Below are 15,524 nucleotides of genomic sequence, written 5' to 3'. Positions count from 1 at the left end.
CGGCGGTCGCGGCCGTGGAGCGGAGGAGAACGGGGGACCGCCTAGGGCAGCCGCGCGCGGTCCCGGCCGAGGTGGTGGCCGCGCAGGTCGGTGACGGTGCCGGGCCGCCGCTCCTCGGCGACCTCCTCCTCGACCACGACGTCCACGGCGACCGGGGTCAGCGCGTACAGCGCCTGCGCGATCCGCTTCTTCCACATCGGGTTGGCGACGAGGGTGCCGCGGTTGAACGTCACGTGCAGGGCGGCGGCGTCGAGCGTGCCGTCCCGGCTGATCCGCAGGTCCCACCGGCTGACCCCGTCGATCCGCGCCAGCGCGGCCGCGATCCTGGGCACCGACACCCAGCGGCCGCGGACCAGCACGTGCTCGCCGACCGTGTGGGCGGGCGCGGGCACGCCCCGCTCGCCGCCCGCCAGCCGCACCGCGTGGCCGGTGCGCAGCGTCGCCCCGCCGAGTGCGGTATGCCAGGACGGCGTGACGACCAGCTCCGCGACGCCCTCGCCGTAGGGGGCGTCCAAAAGCACGTCCTTGTCCGGCGGTGCCAGCCCCAGCAGGCCCCCGCGGACGGGGGTCAGCACGGGGTCGGACGGGGCGCGGTGCGCCAGCGGCACCCCGAAGAACGGGTCGGCGTACAGCTCCCGCACCGAGGCGTCGAACTCGGCGGCGAGCTGCCCGCCGGTGTTGGCGGACGGGATCTCGCCCACCAGCAGGATGTGCCGCAGCTCCAGATCCAGGGGGTCCACCAGGAACTCCAGGTGCAGCCGCGCGAGGAAGTCCATCGCACCGGTCGGGGTGGCGACCAGGACGGTGGCGCCGACGCTCTCCAGCGCGGCGTGCAGGCGCATCCGCCCGCGCGGCCCGACGGACGCGGCGGCTTCCGCCACCTGCGCGGCGGCCTCGGCGATCAGCGCCCCGGCCGGCTCGCCGTCGTTGTTGAGCGCGACGACGACGCGGTCGTCCGCGCCGACGCCCGCCGCCGCCAGGGTCCGCGCCGCCAGGTCCAGCGCAGCGGCGCGGTCGTCGGCGCCCAGCGGGACGACCAGCTCGCCCTCCGGGGAGACCGACAGCAGTCCGGCGGCGGACCGCCCGGCGGGGAAGGTGCTGCGGGTGGGCCAGCTCACTGCGCCTCCTGCGGGACGACCTCGCGCATGAACAGCTTCATCGAGTTGCAGACGTGCTCGTGGGCCAGGCCGCCGACCTGGGCCTGGAGGATGAGGTCGGTGGCGCCCGCCGCCTTGACCCGCTCGACGGCGGCGCGGGAGCCCTCGACGTCGTCGATGACGACCATGGTCTCCTCGCGCAGCACCGCCATGGCCTCCTCGGGCGGCATGCCCGCGGCCTGCTGGCCGAGCACCCGGTGGGTGGCGTGGCGGGCGTCGGTGTAGTCGGGCGGCGCGACGAGGTTCACCTGGCGGCGCAGGTACCACAGGACGGGGTCGGCGGCGGTGTCCACGGCCTCCTGCCGGGTGGGCGCGACGTACCAGGGGATCATGAGCGCGACGCGGCGGGTGGCGGGGTCGAAGCCGTGCTCGGCCAGGCACTGCTTGTACTCGGCGATGTCGTCGGCCACGTCGCCCAGGCCCTTGAGCATCGTCATGCCGAGCAGGTTGTGGCCCTTGCGGGCCGCGGCCAGGTAGCCGTCCAGCGAGGTGGAGGCCACCCACACCGGCGGATGCGGCTCCTGCACCGGCCGCGGGTACACCGAGACGCCCGGGATCTCGAAGTACTCGCCGGACCGGGTGACCGGCTGCCCGTCGGCGTTCCAGATCTCCAGGACCGCCTCCAGCGACTCCTCCCAGATCCGCCGGGACTGCTCGAACGGCCGCTGGAACGCCTGGTACTCCAGGGGGGACGCGCCGCGTCCGGTGCCGAACTCCACCCGGCCGCCGCTGATCACGTCGAGCGTGGCGACCCGCTCGGCGGTGCGGATCGGCGACTGGAACGGCAGCAGCACCACGCCGAGGCCGAGCCGGATGCGCTCGGTGCGCTGGGAGATCCCGGCCAGCACCAGGTCGGGCGCGGAGGAGTGGGAGAACCCCCGGGTGAAGTGGTGCTCGACGAACCACGCGGTGTCGAAGCCGAGCCCGTCGGCCAGCACCACCTGGTCCATGACGTTCTCGAACGCGCGCCGTTCGACCTCGCGGGAGCGCCCGCGCACCTCAAGTTCGTAGCCAAGGCTGACCCGTAGGGACGTCATCGAGCCTCCGGTGATGCTCTGCTCGCCAGGTGACCAAGCGTTTAACCAAGCGCTCGCTTGGGAGATTAGCAGCAGGGCACCATCGCAACAAGGCGCGAAACGTGCGGGAGAACGTGCGGGAGAACGTGCGGGAGGAGATCGGCCGGGGCCGGGGGAGGGCTCAGCCGTTGCGGGGCTCGGCGCCGCGCGCGCCCGGCGGGACCGCGTACGGCAGCAGCAGCGCCACCGACGAGCAGACCTGCAGCAGCCCCTCGCCGAACGCGGCCAGCCACTGCCGGGCGCCCTCCGACAGGCGCGGCCCCCCGTGCAGGACGAGCCACGCCAGCCACCCGACCGCCACCACGCCCCAGTACGACACCAGCCGGTACAGGCCCACGGCCGCGCCCGCGGGGATCAGCGCGGCGCCGAACGCCACCAGCGCCCCGGCCATGCTGCCCTCGATCGCGCCCAGCCCGCCCGGCAGGACCGGCAGCACGCTGCCCGCCGCCTGCGCGGCGAAGTAGGCCAGCACCACCGCCTGCGGAGCCAGGTCCACGCCCACCGCCAGCACCGCCGCGTGCAGGGCCGCGATGTCGAACACCCAGTTCGCCAGGGCCAGCGCGACCAGCGCCGCCCAGTCGCGCCGGGACGGGCGCAGCACCCGGCGCCCCTCCCACAGCCGTTCGGCGTACGGGGCGATGCGGCGGTGCCCGAGCACCCGGCGGACGGCCCGGCGGCCGAACGCCGCGAGCCGGGCGCGCACACCCGGCCGCAGCGCGGCCACCGCCGCCGCGCCGGCCAGGGCCGCGGCCGCGCCCAGCACCAGCAGCACCGGCGTGCGGGCGCGCGGATCGGCGAGCAGCGCCGCCAGGCCGATGGCGGTGTAGGCGGTCGTGGTGATGACGCCGCCGAGCAGGATCACCGCGGTGGCCAGCCGCGCCGAGGCGCCGCTGCGCCGGAACTGCCGGAAGGTGTAGACGACGCTCAGCGCGGGCCCCGCGGGCAGCGTGGTCGACAGCGCGTTGCCCGCGTAGGTGACGGCGAACACCCGGCGCAGCGAGATCCGCAGCCCGCCGATGCGCAGCAGCCGCCGCTGCAGCCGCGCGAACGCGCCCATCGATCCCGCCGCCCCCAGCACCACCACGGCCAGCCAGCCGGGCTCGGCCCGGCGCGCCGCGTCCCACATGGCGCCGAAGTCGGGGAGCCGGTCGTGGAACGCCGCCAGCGCGCCCACGGTCGCGGCCAGCACGCCCAGCTGCACCCACATGCCGCGGCGCCGCGACGACGGCTCCGGGGCGACCGGCGCGCTCTCCTCCCGCTCGCGGGGAGCCGGCGCGGTGACGACCTCGCCCATGACCCGCTCCCCTCCGCGCAAGACCCACGCAGCTGCGATTGCGGCAACCGCTCCGACGCCAAGAGCATTCCCGTTGCAGCCGGGCGAAATCCGGATATTTGATCTACGTCGGGTCGGCGGCGTGCGGCCATCCTCCGGCCCCGGCGGCGGCAGCGGCGATCCTCGGCGGAGGCGGAACCGTCACACCCGGCGCACCGCCGTCATCGGGCGGCGGATCTGCACGGCCCGCCCGAACAGGCCGAATGCGCGGCGCCGCCGCGCATGGGGACGGGCACGGCGGCCGGTGGGCCCGGCCGCCGTGCGGGTGCTAGCGCGAGCCGTCCGAGCGCGCGGTGTCCGCCGCGGGGGCGGGCAGCGCCCTGCGCTCCGAGGGGAGGGCGCGCCTCTCCTCGCCCGTCCGGCCCTCCAGCGCGGGCACGTCGTCCGGGCCGTCGACGGCGAGGTCCGGCAGATGGCGCGCGGCGGCGGCCAGCAGCTCCTGGACGCGGGCGGTGAGGCTGGCCAGGTTGGCGCGCGCGATGTAGGCCTCCTCCTTGGCGCGGTGCGCCTCGCGCCGCGCCTCGTCGCGCTCGGCCGCGAGCTGGTCGATGCGCGCCCGGTACACGGCGCGCAGCTCCTCCAGGCTCGCGGTGGCGGTGTCGCGTTGCTCAATAACGGCCATACCGGTCAAGCTCCCCCGATCTCCCCAATACTCTGCAGTTCGGGTGAACGATCGCTCGGGGCGGAACTGTTCCCGGAGGTCGCCGTGATGATCAGCGCATGATCAGCCGGGGCCGGCGGTACGCCCCGGCGCCAGGGCCGACGGCGGCAGCCCCGGGAACGCCGCACCGGCCGCCCGCGGCAGGCCGGCGTCGGCCCGCCAGCGCACCGCACGCGCCACCGCCTCCTGCATCGCCCGGGCCGCCAGCGTGCGCAGCGCGGCCTCCGGCGCGCCCGCCAGCCCCGCGTACGCGGTCACCACGCCGTCCTCCAGCGCGGCGGCCAGCTCGGCGGCGGTGCGCGCCGAGGTGACCCGCACGGGCAGGCGGTAGGCGGGCGCCGCCGCCGCCGGACGGGCGCCGCGCTGGGAGATTTGCGCCATCAGCCGGTCGCGCTGCAGACGGTGGGCGTCCCAGTGGGACTCGGCCGACCGGCGCAGCCGGCCCCGCAGCCGCGCGCCCACCACCCCGTAGCCGTACACCGCGGCGTGCTCGGCCTTCAGCGCCTCCTGCAGGGCGTCCACCGAAGGGCTCACGCGTCCCTCTCCAGGGCCGCGGCGTGCCCGGCCTCGCAGGCGCCGATGCTGGCCAGCAGCTGCGCCAGCCCCGGGCCCGCGCGCTCCACCTCGGCCGTCCGCGCGGCGGCCGCCCGGCTTTCGGCGCGGCGCAGCGCGGCCAGCGCGCCGGACGGGTCGCCGGGGACGGGCTGCGCCACGGGCGAGGGGGACGGCGCCGGGCTCGCCAGCCGGCCGGATCCGGGCACGTAGTGGCGGCGCAGCACGGCCAGATGCTCGCGGTGGTGGGCCAGGGCGGGGTCGATCCGCTCCGCCAGGTCGGCGTGGGCGCCGCGCACCGCCTCGTACAGGCCGATCAGATCGTGCTCGGCCGTGATCGCGCCGACCAAAATCGTCAGCTCGGGATCGAGCGCGGGGGTCGCGGCGGGCTCGCGGCCGCAGCCGCCCAGCGCGGGAAGGGCGATCCCGGCGGTGCCCCCCAGCACCGCCCGCCGGGACACCGTGCTGGCCTCGGGCAAGCGTGTCTCCCAGACCTCGTGGGGGGCGACCCCCGGGATGGTGTGACGAGGACGGGCCGCGACGAGTCTTCGGCTCATCAGGCCAGCTCAAGCATTCCATATCCGGCGCGCCGGTGACCCGTCCGAAAGGGCGCTGAGGTGCCCGGCTGTCGATAGTCTTGAGTTGTCAACGGACACGCCGCGTTTCAGAGCGACAAACTGGAGGTCCCATGGGCGTGGAGTCCGGCCCTAACGCTCAGCGGGGCCGTGTCGGCGTCTCGTGCGCGCGTGGAGGACGGTCATGAGCAGGCCGAGCCGCGAGGAGGCGGTGGCGCAGCTGACCCGGGTGCTCGCACCCGCGGTGGCCGACGCGGGCTTCGACCTGGAGGAGGTCGACGTGCGGCCCGCCGGCCGGCGGCGCCTGGTGCGCGTCGTGGTGGACGCCGACGGCGGGGTCAGTCTCGACGACGTGGCCGAGCTGAGCCGGCGCGCCTCCGACCTGCTGGACGAGCACGACGTGATGGGCACCGGGCCCTATGTGCTGGAGGTCACCTCGCCCGGCGTCGACCGTCCGCTCACCGAGCCGCGGCACTGGCGGCGCGCCAGGGGGCGGCTGGTGGTCGCGCCGCTGACCGCGGGCGGCCGGATCGAGGGCCGCGTGGTGTCCGCTGACGACGAGGCGGTCGTCATCGACGTCGTCACCTCCCAGGAGCCGGACGGTGCGGAGGCGTCCTCCGGCAAGGGGCGCTCCGCCGCGAAGGGCACCGGCAGGCGGGGCAGGGGGCCTGGGGGCGGGCCCGTGTCCGGCGGGGTGACCAGGCGCCGTTTCGACTTCAAGGAGCTGGGGCGCGGCCGGGTGCAGGTGGAGTTCCGGCGGGCGGACGACGCGGCCGACGGCGAGGCCGTGGACGGCGCGTCCGGACCCGAAGGGCCGGCGGGTGCGGGGGAGCGTCCCGCGGGCGGCACGGCCCTCCGCGGCTCCGCCGACGAGGCCGAGGAAACGCGTTCGCCGGCCGAGCCGGACTAGAGGGGGGAGCCTCGTGGACATCGACATGACCGCACTGCGCAGTCTGGAGAGCGAGAAGGACATCTCGCTCGACGTGGCCGTCAAGGCCATCGAAGACGCCCTGCTGATCGCCTACCACCGCACCGAGGGGGCCGCGCCCAAGGCCCGGGTGGAGCTCGACCGGGAGACCGGGCACGTCACGGTCTGGGCGACCGAGACCGACGAAGAGGGCAACGCCGTCCGGGAATACGACGACACCCCGACCGGTTTCGGCCGGATAGCGGCGACGACCGCCAAGCAGGTCATCCTGCAGCGGCTGCGCGACGCCGAGGACGAGCTGACGTTCGGCGAGTACCTCGGCCGCGAGGGCGACATCGTCTCCGGCATCATCCAGCAGGGCAAGGACCCCCGCAACGTCCTGGTCGACCTCGGCAAGATCGAGGCGATCCTGCCCCTGCAGGAGCAGGTGCCCGGCGAGGCCTACGAGCACGGCGAGCGGATCCGCGCCTACGTGGTGCAGGTCCGCAAGGGCCACCGCGGCCCGTCGGTGCAGCTGTCGCGCACCCACCCCAACCTGGTGCGCAAGCTGTTCGCCCTGGAGGTGCCCGAGATCGCCGACGGCACCGTGGAGATCGCGGCGATCGCCCGGGAGGCCGGCCACCGCACCAAGATCGCGGTGCGCTCGCGCAAGGCCGGGGTGAACGCCAAGGGCGCGTGCATCGGCCCGCTCGGCAGCCGCGTCCGCAACGTCATGCACGAGCTGCACGGCGAGAAGATCGATATCGTGGACTGGTCGGAGGACCCGGCCGAGTTCGTGGGCAACGCGCTGTCCCCGGCGCGGGTGTCGGCCGTGGAGGTGGTGGACGAGGGCGCCCGGGTGGCCCGGGTGATCGTCCCCGACTACCAGCTCTCGCTGGCCATCGGCAAGGAGGGCCAGAACGCCCGGCTGGCGGCCCGGCTCACCGGCTGGCGGATCGACATCCGCTCCGACACCGAGCAGGGCGGCGCCGAGCGGTCCGGAACCGAGCGTTCCGGCGCCGGGGCGCAGGCCCAGGGGACCGGCGCGGCCGAAGCGGCACAAGCCCCGAAGGCGGCCGGAACCGGCGAATCAGGATCGACTACATCAGGATCGACCACATCAGGAGAGCATGCGACAGGTCCCGCCGACGCCTCGCCGCGGTAGACTCGAGTCACGCGAGCGGGCGGTTCCACTGCGCACGTGTGTGGGCTGCCGGGTTCGCACGGCCAAGTCCGAGTTGCTGCGCCTCGTGGCGGTCGAGGGCGTGATCGTCCCCGATCCTCGTGGGCGGATGCCGGGCCGGGGGGCGCATCTGCACCCCGATCCCGGATGTCTCGAGCTCGCAGAGCGGCGTCGGGCGTTCCCTCGGGCCTTCCGCCTGGCGGGGCCGCTCGACACCTCCGCGCTGCGAGCGCGGCTTGCGGCGCGGGACGCGCGGCAGCAGGATGGCCAACGGTAAGCGACGTCTAGTCGGAAGCAGGTCGAGATTGCTATGAGCGCTCGATGAGCACGCCGCGATGAGTACGGCAAGGTAACGACGGTCCGGAGGCCGCACCCCCGGACCGAGTAGGGAGTGCAGTGGCGAAGGTCCGGGTTTACGAACTCGCCAAAGAGTTCGGTGTCGAGAGCAAGGTCGTCATGGCCAAGCTCCGTGAAATGGGCGAGTTCGTCCGTTCGGCGTCCTCCACGATCGAGGCGCCGGTCGTACGCAGGCTGACAGAAGCCTTCTCAGACAACGCGTCCGGCAAGAACGCGTCCAAGCAGGGCGACCGCAGGGCCGCCCCGCGCAGGCCCTCGGCGCCCGAGGCGCCGAAGCCCACCGCGCCCCGCCCGGGTCCCCCCGGCGCGCAGGGCGCCCGTCCCGCGCCGCCGCGTCCGGCGGCGCCCACACCGCGTCCGCCCGTGCCCAAGCCGGGCCCGGCGGGCGGTCCGCGCCCCGGCCCCGGCCCGCGTCCCCCGGTGCCGCCCGCGCCGGGTCAGCGCCAGCCGGGCCGGCAGCAGCCCGCCCCGCAGCAGCCCGCCGCGTCGCAGGGCGGTCCCGCGCCGACGCCGCGGGCGCCCAAGGCCCCCGGCGGCGCGCCCTCCGGCGGCGTTCCCAAGCCGGGTCCCCGGCCGCCCAAGCCGGGCCCGCGTCCCGGCCCCCGTCCGGGCGGCCGCGGCGCCCCGGGCGCTCCGCGTCCCGGCAACAACCCGTTCAGCTCGACCAACACCGGCATGGGCCAGCCGCCCAAGCCGGGCCCGCGTCCGGGTCCGCGTCCCGGCGGCGCCCAGGGCGGCGACCGCCCCGGCGGCCCGCGGCCCGGTCCGCGCCCCGGCGCGCCCGGCGCCGGCGGCCCGCGGCCCAGCCCGGCGAACATGCCGCCGCGTCCGGCCGGCGCGCGGCCGAGCCCGATGAACATGCCGTCCCGGCCCGCCGGCGCCCCCGGGCGCGCGGGCGGTCCCGCGCGCGGCGGTGGCGGCGGACGCCCCGGCGGCGGTCGTCCCGGCGGGGGCGGCCGTCCGGGCGGCGGCTTCGGCGGCCCGCGCACCGGTGGCGGCGGCCGTCCCGGCTTCGGCGGTCCCCGCCCGGGCGGCGGCGGCCGCGGCCGCGGCGGCACGCAGGGCGCGTTCGGCCGTCCCGGCGGGCGTCCGGCCCGGGGCCGCAAGTCCAAGCGGCAGCGGCGCCAGGAGTTCGTCGACAGCATGCAGGCGCCGGCGATCGGCGGCGTGCAGGCCCCGCGGGGCGGCGGCAAGACGATCCGCCTGCCGCAGGGCGCGTCGCTGACCGACTTCGCCGAGAAGATCGGTGCCAACCCGGCCTCGCTGGTGCAGATCATGCTGCACCTCGGCAAGATGGTCACCGCGACCCAGTCGGTCAACGAGGACGACCTCAAGCTGCTGGGCATCGAGCTGGACTTCGACGTCCAGATCGTCAGCCCGGAGGACGAGGACCGCGAGCTGCTGGAGTCGTTCGACATCGAGTTCGGCGAGGACGAGGGCGACGAGGAGAACCTGCGGCCGCGTCCGCCGGTCGTGACCGTCATGGGCCACGTCGACCACGGTAAGACCAAGCTACTGGACGCCATCCGGCACGCCAACGTCCAGGCGGGCGAGGCCGGCGGCATCACCCAGCACATCGGCGCCTACCAGGTCGAGACCGAGGTCGACGGCGAGCTGCGCAAGATCACCTTCATCGACACCCCGGGTCACGAGGCGTTCACCGCCATGCGGGCCCGCGGTGCCGACACCACCGACCTGGTGGTGCTGGTGGTCGCCGCCGACGACGGCGTCAAGCCGCAGACCACCGAGGCGATCGACCACGCCACCGCGGCGGGGGTGCCGATCGTGGTCGCGGTCAACAAGATCGACGTCGACGGCGCCGACCCGCAGCGGGTGCGCGCCCAGCTGACCGAGTACGGCCTGGTCGCCGAGGAGTACGGCGGGCAGACCCTGTTCGTCGACGTGTCGGCCAAGCAGCGCACCAACATCGACGGACTGCTCGAGGCGATCATCCTGACCGCCGACGCCGAGCTCGACCTGAAGGCCAACCCGGACATGCCCGCCCAGGGGTCGGCCATCGAGGCCCACCTCGACCGCGGCCGGGGCGCCGTGGCGACCGTGCTGGTGCAGCGCGGCACCCTGCGGGTCGGAGACTCGATCGTCTGCGGCGTGGCGCACGGCCGAGTGCGGGCGATGCTCGACGAGAACGGCAACAACGTCGAGGAGGCGCCGCCGTCGCGTCCGGTGCAGGTGCTCGGCCTGACCGCCGTGCCCAGCGCGGGCGACAGCTTCCTGGTCGTCGACGACGACCGGGTCGCCCGGCAGATCGCCGACAAGCGGGAGGCGCGCAAGCGCAACGCCGAGCTGATGCGCACCCGCCGCAGCATGTCCCTGGAGGACTTCATCAAGCAGGGCGAGCGGCAGGAGCTGCTGCTCATCCTCAAGGGCGACGTGTCCGGCTCGGTGGAGGCCCTGGAGGACTCGCTGCTGAAGATCGACGTCGGCGAGGAGGTCACCCTGCGGGTGATCCGCCGCGGCGTCGGCGCGATCACGCAGGACGACGTCAACCTGTCGCTGGCCTCCGACGGCGCGGTGATCATCGGCTTCAATGTGCGGGCCGAGCGCAACGCGCAGGAGATCGCCGACCGCGAGGGCGTGGACATCCGCTACTACTCGGTCATCTACCAGGCGATCGAGGAGGTCGAGGCGGCCCTCAAGGGCATGCTGAAGCCGGAGTTCGAGGAGGTCCAGCTCGGCACCGCGGAGATCCGCGAGATCTTCAAGGTGCCGCGGATCGGCAACATCGCCGGTTCGATGGTCACCTCGGGCGTCATCCAGCGCAACGCCAAGGCGCGGCTGGTCCGCGACGGCGTCGTGGTGGCCGACAACCTCAGCGTGGCGTCGCTGCGCCGGTTCAAGGACGACGCGACCGAGGTCCGCGAGGGCTTCGAGTGCGGTATCGGCATCGGCTTCAACGACATCAAGCTCGGTGACGTCATCGAGTGCTTCGAGATGCGCGAGAAGCCGCGCGACTGACACTCGCGACCGAGCCGACAGAACGGAGCCGACCGAACCGAGCCGACAGAACGGAGCCGACCCAACCGAGCCGGACGAACCGCATCGCGCGAGCGAGGAGGACCGCGGGCCGTGGCGACACGGCCCGCGGCCCTGTTCCCTGAACGGCACGGTTCCCGAAAACCGCGTGACAGGGCGCCGGGTGGATCTTCTACCCTGGCGTCATGACGGCCGCCGGGCCGCCGACCGGCAGCCGGTCCGCGTCACCGCCGACCGGTCCGGCGCACCCGGGGAGGGCACCGTCGCCCCGGCCCGCTCCGCACGGCGTTCCCGCGGTGCGGCCTCCACACCCCGCGCGCATGCGGGGGCATATCGACTACCCGAGGTGACCGACCAGGTGTACGTGGGTGCGCTGACGCTGGATCTGCTGCTGGGCGACGTGCGTTCGCTCAAACAGAAGCGGTCGGTCGTGCGTCCGATCATCGCCGAGGTGAACCGGCGGTTCCCCGCCGTGGCCGTCGCCGAGACCGGCGCGCTCGACCTGCACCGGCGGGCCGAGATCGCGGTGGCGGTGGTGTCGGCCACGGCGGGCAACTGCTCGCAGGTGCTGGACTCCTGCGAACGGCTCGTCGCGGGCCGTCCGGAGATCGAGCTGCTGTCGGCCAGGCGGCGGCTGTTCAACGACGAAGACTGAGCGGGGGAGCGCGGGGGCACGGTGCCGATCCCCGCGGGCCGGGCGCGAGAACCCCGCATCGCCCCGGCCCTGCCAGGACCATAGAAAAGGAGTGCGACCATGGCGGACCCGGCCCGGGCGCGCAAGCTCGCCGACCGCATCCAGCAGATCGTCGCCGAGATGCTGGAACGGCGGATCAAGGACCCTCGGCTCGGCTTCGTGACCGTGACTGACACCAGGGTCACCGGCGACCTGCGCGACGCCACGGTCTACTACACCGTCTACGGCTCGGAGGGCGAGCGCAAGGAGACCGCCGCGGCGCTGGAGAGCGCCAAGGGCGTGATCCGGTCGGAGGTCGGCCGCAAGACCGGCGTCCGGCACACGCCGAGCATCACCTTCGTCCCGGACGCCGTGATCGAGAACGCCGCGCACATCGACGACCTGCTGGCCAAGGCCCGCGCCAAGGACGCCGAGGTGGCCCGTGCCGCCCGGTCGGCCACGCCGGCGGGGGATGCCAACCCCTACCGCACAAGTGAGGCCGATGAGGAGCCCGACGGCACAGACGGCGGGGACGGCGCGGCGGGACACTCGTCAGATGACTGAACCGGAGGGGCGCGCGAGGCGCTCGGCCCTGCTCGGTGCGACCCCGTCGCGTCATCGCCGGGGCCCGCAGAGCCGGCCCGGGGCGGCGGCCTCGCAGGACTCCCAGCCCGCGACGCCGTCCGACCCGGGTCTGCCCGCCATGCCGTGGGAGGGGCGGATCGCCGCAGCGCGCGTCGGCGGCGGTGCGCCCGAGGGCGCCGAGGCCTGGTCCGAGATGGAGGCGCTCGGGCCGTGGGAGGGGCCGTACGCCGAGATGCTCCGCTGCGCCGCCGGGCGGCGGTGCGGCTCCGGGACGGAGCGCCGCGCCGCTGCGCCGTGCGCGCGGCCGGGCGGCGAGCAGCCCGGCCGCGGTGAGTCCGGCCGCGGTGAGTCCGGCCGAGTCGACGCGCCGGCCCGCTGGTCCGGCCTCGACTGGGACCGCGCGGTCGAGCTGATCGGCAAGGCCGACGAGATCTGCCTGGCCTGCCATGTGACCCCCGACGGTGACGCGCTGGGCTCGATGCTGGCGCTGGCGCTGGCGCTGCGGTCCCTGGGCAAGCGGGTGCTGGCCTCGTTCGGCGAGCCGTTCACCGTCCCGACGAGCCTGCGCTTCCTGCCCGGCCAGGACCTGCTGCTCGAGCCGTGGCGGATGCCCGCCGCCCCGCAGCTGCTGATCGCGCTGGACACCGCGGCGGCGGAGCGGCTGGGGTCGCTGGCGTCGCGGGTGCGCGCCGCGGCGACGCTGATCGTCCTGGATCACCACGCCTCCGGCGGCGGGCTCGGCATCCGCGGGCCCGAGCAGGTCCGGCTGGTGGACCCCGAGGCGGCGGCGACCGCGATGCTGGTGGACGAGCTGATCCGCCGGCTGCGCGTCCCGCTCACCCGCGACATCGCCCTCGGCCTGTACGCGGGGCTGGCCAGCGACACCGGCTCGTTCCGGTACCGGTGCACCACGCCCGCGGTGCACGCGATGGCGGCGCGGCTGCTGGAGGCGGGTGTGCGCCCCGACGAGGTGAGCCGCGAGCTGTGGGACCGCGCCTCGTTCGGCTACCTGCAGGTGCTGGCGGGCGCCCTCGGCCGGGCCCGGCTGGACCGCGACGCCGCGGGCGGCCTGGGCCTGCTGTGGACGGCGATCAGCCGGGCCGACCGCGCCGACAGCGGCGTGCCCTACGACCAGCTCGAAGGCGTCATCGACCAGCTGCGGCGGGCCGACGACGCCGAGGTCGCGGTGGTGTGCAAGCAGACCGACGAGGGCGACTGGTACGTCTCCACCCGGTCCCGGGGCCGGGTGGACGTGGGCGGCGCGTGCGGCGAGCTCGGCGGGGGCGGGCACCGCACTGCCGCGGCGTTCACCGCCACGGGCGAGCCCGCCGACACCATCGACCGGCTGCGCGCCGTGCTGCGCGGCCCCGGCGACCAGAGCGACCACGGGGGGACGGGATGAGCAGCCGCGCGCAGATCTCGGGGCTGGTCGTCGTCGACAAGCCCGCCGACTGGACCAGCCACGACGTGGTCGGCCGCATGCGGCGGCTGGCCGGCACCCGGCGGGTCGGGCACGCCGGCACCCTCGACCCGATGGCCACCGGCGTGCTGGTGGTCGGGGTGGGCGCGGCGACCCGGCTGCTGGGGCATCTGGCGCTGACGGAGAAGGCCTACGACGCCACGATCCGGCTCGGCCAGACCACCGACACCGACGACGCCGAGGGCGAGATCATCGCCACCGCCTCGGCCGCGGGCGTCGCCGACGAGGCGCTGCACGCCGCGGTCGCGGCGCTCACCGGGCCGATCAGCCAGGTTCCGCCGCAGGTCAGCGCCATCAAGGTGGACGGCAAGCGCGCCTACCGGATGGCCCGCGAGGGCAAGGAGGTGGCGCTGGCGGCCCGTCCGGTGACGGTGCACGCGTTCACCGTCACCGCCGTGCGCCGCCACGGCGACCTGGTGGACGTGGACGCCTCCGTCACCTGCTCGTCCGGCACCTACATCCGGGCGCTGGCCCGCGATCTGGGCGCTGCGCTGGGCTGCGGCGGCCATCTGACCGCGCTGCGCCGCACCCGCGTCGGCCCCTATGACCTGGCCATGGCCCGCACGCTGGACCAGCTCGCCGAGAAGCTGGAGATCATGCCGATGGCCGAGGCGGTGGCGGCCGCGTTCCCGCGCCGGGAGGTGTCGGCCGACGAGGCGCGCAAGGTCGTGCACGGCGGGCGGCTGCCCGCGGCGGGCCTGGGGCCGGGGCCGGTCGGGGTGTTCGCGCCCGACGGGACGCTGCTGGCCCTGATGGAGGAGCAGGGCCGGGTCGCCAAGCCGCTGGCGGTGTTCGTCCCCTAGCAGGGCGTCCGGCCCCTGTCGCCTCCGAGTACTTTGTTGCCTCCGAGTAAACTTCGTCGCGGTCCGGCGGGTTTCGCGTCGTGAGGCGGCCCCCTCGGTCGTGTGGCGGGGCCGCGCATGGCAGTCTGTGATGCGACAGGGGAAGACCGGGCAGGCAGGTTCCGACGCAGGGGAGTGCATGGTGCGGCGCTGGCATGGCCTCGACGAGGTTCCCGCCGATTGGGGCAGGACGGTCGTCACCATCGGCGTGTTCGACGGCGTCCACCGGGGGCACCAGCGGATCGTGGGCCGGGCCGCCGAGCTGGCCCGCGAACGCGGGCTGCGATCGGTGGTGATCACATTCGATCCGCACCCCGACGAGGTGGTGCGGCCCGGCACCCATCCGCCGCTGCTGGCGTCCACCGCGCGCCGCATCGGCCTGCTGGAGGGCCTCGGCACCGACGCGGTGGTCGTGGTGCCGTTCACGCTGGAGCTGTCGAAGGTGCCGCCGGACGAGTTCGTCCAGTCGGTGCTGGTCGACCGGCTGCACGCGGCGCACGTGATCGTCGGCGAGGACTTCCGGTTCGGCCACAAGGCCAAGGGCGACGTGGCGCTGCTGCGGGAGCTGGGGGAGAAGTACGACTTCACCGCCGAGGGCATGCCGCTGGTGGCCGACGGCGACACGATCTCCTCCAGCTACATCCGCGCCCGGCTGGAGCGGGGCGACGTCGAGGGCGCCGCGCACGCGCTGGGCCGGCCGCACCGCGTGGAGGGGGTGGTGGTGCGCGGGCACATGCGCGGGCGCGCGCTGGGCTTCCCCACCGCCAACCTGGAGACGCAGCCGCACACCGCGATCCCCAGCGACGGCGTCTACGCCGGGTGGCTGGTGTGCGACTCCGAGCGCTATCCCGGCTTCCGCTGGCCCGCCGCGATCTCCATCGGCACCAACCCCACGTTCGAGGGCACCGGCGAGCGCACCGTCGAGGCGTACGCGCTCGACCGCGACGACCTGGACCTGTACGGCGAGCACATGGCCGTGGACTTCCAGGCCCGGCTGCGCGACACGCTGAAGTTCGACTCGGTCGACGCGCTGATCGAGCAGATGCACCAGGACACCGAGCGCACCCGCCAGATCACCGCGGACGCGTAGCCCCGGCGGCCGCACGGTCCGCGGCACCGCGCAGGGGCCGGACGGGAACCGTACGGGGC

14 protein-coding genes and 1 pseudogene are annotated in these 15,524 nt (G+C 75.1%); 9 read left to right on the top strand and 6 right to left on the bottom strand.

Annotated elements, in window-relative coordinates:
- Nucleotides 1-41: 41 nt before the first annotated feature.
- The 6 genes from QSK22_RS06895 to QSK22_RS06870 form a co-directional block, all read right to left on the bottom strand.
- A complete protein-coding gene (locus QSK22_RS06895) occupies nucleotides 42-1,118 on the bottom strand; it encodes a hypothetical protein (protein ID WP_285493143.1) in 1,077 nt (358 codons plus the stop codon).
- Nucleotides 1,115-2,194, bottom strand: coding sequence for an LLM class flavin-dependent oxidoreductase (locus QSK22_RS06890; RefSeq protein ID WP_285493142.1), 1,080 nt, complete (start codon nucleotides 2,192-2,194; stop codon nucleotides 1,115-1,117). Before QSK22_RS06890 ends, QSK22_RS06895 begins: the two co-directional genes overlap by 4 nt.
- 160 nt (nucleotides 2,195-2,354) lie before the next feature.
- The gene (locus QSK22_RS06885; RefSeq protein WP_285493141.1) at nucleotides 2,355-3,527 is read right to left on the bottom strand and encodes a lysylphosphatidylglycerol synthase transmembrane domain-containing protein; all 1,173 of its coding nucleotides are present in this window, start codon (nucleotides 3,525-3,527) and stop codon (nucleotides 2,355-2,357) included.
- A 307-nt stretch (nucleotides 3,528-3,834) separates the two neighbouring features.
- Nucleotides 3,835-4,188: a hypothetical protein gene (locus tag QSK22_RS06880; RefSeq protein WP_285493140.1), complete on the bottom strand. Its 354-nt coding sequence runs from the start codon at nucleotides 4,186-4,188 to the stop codon at nucleotides 3,835-3,837.
- A 102-nt stretch (nucleotides 4,189-4,290) separates the two neighbouring features.
- Nucleotides 4,291-4,761, bottom strand: a complete 471-nt coding sequence (locus tag QSK22_RS06875; RefSeq protein WP_285493139.1) for a DUF4439 domain-containing protein — start codon at nucleotides 4,759-4,761, stop codon at nucleotides 4,291-4,293.
- Nucleotides 4,758-5,258, bottom strand: coding sequence for a hypothetical protein (locus QSK22_RS06870; protein ID WP_285493138.1), 501 nt, complete (start codon nucleotides 5,256-5,258; stop codon nucleotides 4,758-4,760). Before QSK22_RS06870 ends, QSK22_RS06875 begins: the two co-directional genes overlap by 4 nt.
- A gap of 280 nt (nucleotides 5,259-5,538) precedes the next feature.
- Between QSK22_RS06870 and rimP the strand changes: the two are divergent.
- From rimP to QSK22_RS06825, 9 genes and pseudogenes are all read left to right on the top strand, one after another.
- A pseudogene (rimP, locus tag QSK22_RS06865) lies at nucleotides 5,539-6,132 on the top strand (ribosome maturation factor RimP); the annotation flags it as partial.
- 145 nt (nucleotides 6,133-6,277) lie between these two features.
- Nucleotides 6,278-7,426 carry a transcription termination factor NusA gene (gene nusA, locus QSK22_RS06860; RefSeq protein WP_285493136.1) on the top strand — a complete coding sequence of 383 codons (1,149 nt, stop codon included), beginning with the start codon at nucleotides 6,278-6,280 and terminating at the stop codon, nucleotides 7,424-7,426.
- A complete protein-coding gene (locus QSK22_RS06855; RefSeq protein ID WP_285493135.1) occupies nucleotides 7,392-7,721 on the top strand; it encodes a YlxR family protein in 330 nt (109 codons plus the stop codon). The genes nusA and QSK22_RS06855 overlap by 35 nt, the downstream gene beginning before the upstream one ends.
- Nucleotides 7,722-7,840: 119 nt before the next feature.
- A complete protein-coding gene (infB, locus tag QSK22_RS06850; protein ID WP_285493134.1) occupies nucleotides 7,841-10,777 on the top strand; it encodes a translation initiation factor IF-2 in 2,937 nt (978 codons plus the stop codon).
- A 364-nt stretch (nucleotides 10,778-11,141) separates the two neighbouring features.
- Nucleotides 11,142-11,450 (top strand): DUF503 domain-containing protein, encoded by a 309-nt coding sequence (locus QSK22_RS06845; protein WP_285493133.1) that lies wholly within the window; start codon nucleotides 11,142-11,144, stop codon nucleotides 11,448-11,450.
- Nucleotides 11,451-11,549: 99 nt separating this feature from the next.
- Nucleotides 11,550-12,032 (top strand): 30S ribosome-binding factor RbfA, encoded by a 483-nt coding sequence (gene rbfA / locus QSK22_RS06840; protein WP_285493132.1) that lies wholly within the window; start codon nucleotides 11,550-11,552, stop codon nucleotides 12,030-12,032.
- Nucleotides 12,025-13,455 (top strand): DHH family phosphoesterase, encoded by a 1,431-nt coding sequence (locus QSK22_RS06835; protein ID WP_285493131.1) that lies wholly within the window; start codon nucleotides 12,025-12,027, stop codon nucleotides 13,453-13,455. Before rbfA ends, QSK22_RS06835 begins: the two co-directional genes overlap by 8 nt.
- Nucleotides 13,452-14,336, top strand: coding sequence for a tRNA pseudouridine(55) synthase TruB (gene truB / locus QSK22_RS06830; RefSeq protein WP_285493130.1), 885 nt, complete (start codon nucleotides 13,452-13,454; stop codon nucleotides 14,334-14,336). The genes QSK22_RS06835 and truB overlap by 4 nt, the downstream gene beginning before the upstream one ends.
- A gap of 181 nt (nucleotides 14,337-14,517) precedes the next feature.
- Nucleotides 14,518-15,465 (top strand): bifunctional riboflavin kinase/FAD synthetase, encoded by a 948-nt coding sequence (locus QSK22_RS06825; RefSeq protein WP_285493325.1) that lies wholly within the window; start codon nucleotides 14,518-14,520, stop codon nucleotides 15,463-15,465.
- Nucleotides 15,466-15,524: the final 59 nt, after the last annotated feature.

It is taken from the genome of Actinomadura sp. NBRC 104425, assembly GCF_030269545.1.
Lineage (GTDB): Bacteria > Actinomycetota > Actinomycetes > Streptosporangiales > Streptosporangiaceae > Spirillospora > Spirillospora keratinilytica.
The sequence above is the reverse complement of the archived record's forward strand: the minus strand, read 5'-3'. Positions and strand labels throughout refer to the sequence as shown.

What these genes read in the sequence shown, in the direction of transcription:
- QSK22_RS06855 (WP_285493135.1), top strand. Translation starts at nt 7,392, where the DNA reads ATGCGACAGGTCCCGCCGACGCCTCGCCGCGGTAGACTCGAGTCACGC.
- QSK22_RS06890 (WP_285493142.1), bottom strand. Translation starts at nt 2,194, where the DNA reads ATGACGTCCCTACGGGTCAGCCTTGGCTACGAACTTGAGGTGCGCGGG.
- truB (WP_285493130.1), top strand. Translation starts at nt 13,452, where the DNA reads ATGAGCAGCCGCGCGCAGATCTCGGGGCTGGTCGTCGTCGACAAGCCC.
- QSK22_RS06880 (WP_285493140.1), bottom strand. Translation starts at nt 4,188, where the DNA reads ATGGCCGTTATTGAGCAACGCGACACCGCCACCGCGAGCCTGGAGGAG.
- QSK22_RS06885 (WP_285493141.1), bottom strand. Translation starts at nt 3,527, where the DNA reads ATGGGCGAGGTCGTCACCGCGCCGGCTCCCCGCGAGCGGGAGGAGAGC.
- rbfA (WP_285493132.1), top strand. Translation starts at nt 11,550, where the DNA reads ATGGCGGACCCGGCCCGGGCGCGCAAGCTCGCCGACCGCATCCAGCAG.
- QSK22_RS06835 (WP_285493131.1), top strand. Translation starts at nt 12,025, where the DNA reads ATGACTGAACCGGAGGGGCGCGCGAGGCGCTCGGCCCTGCTCGGTGCG.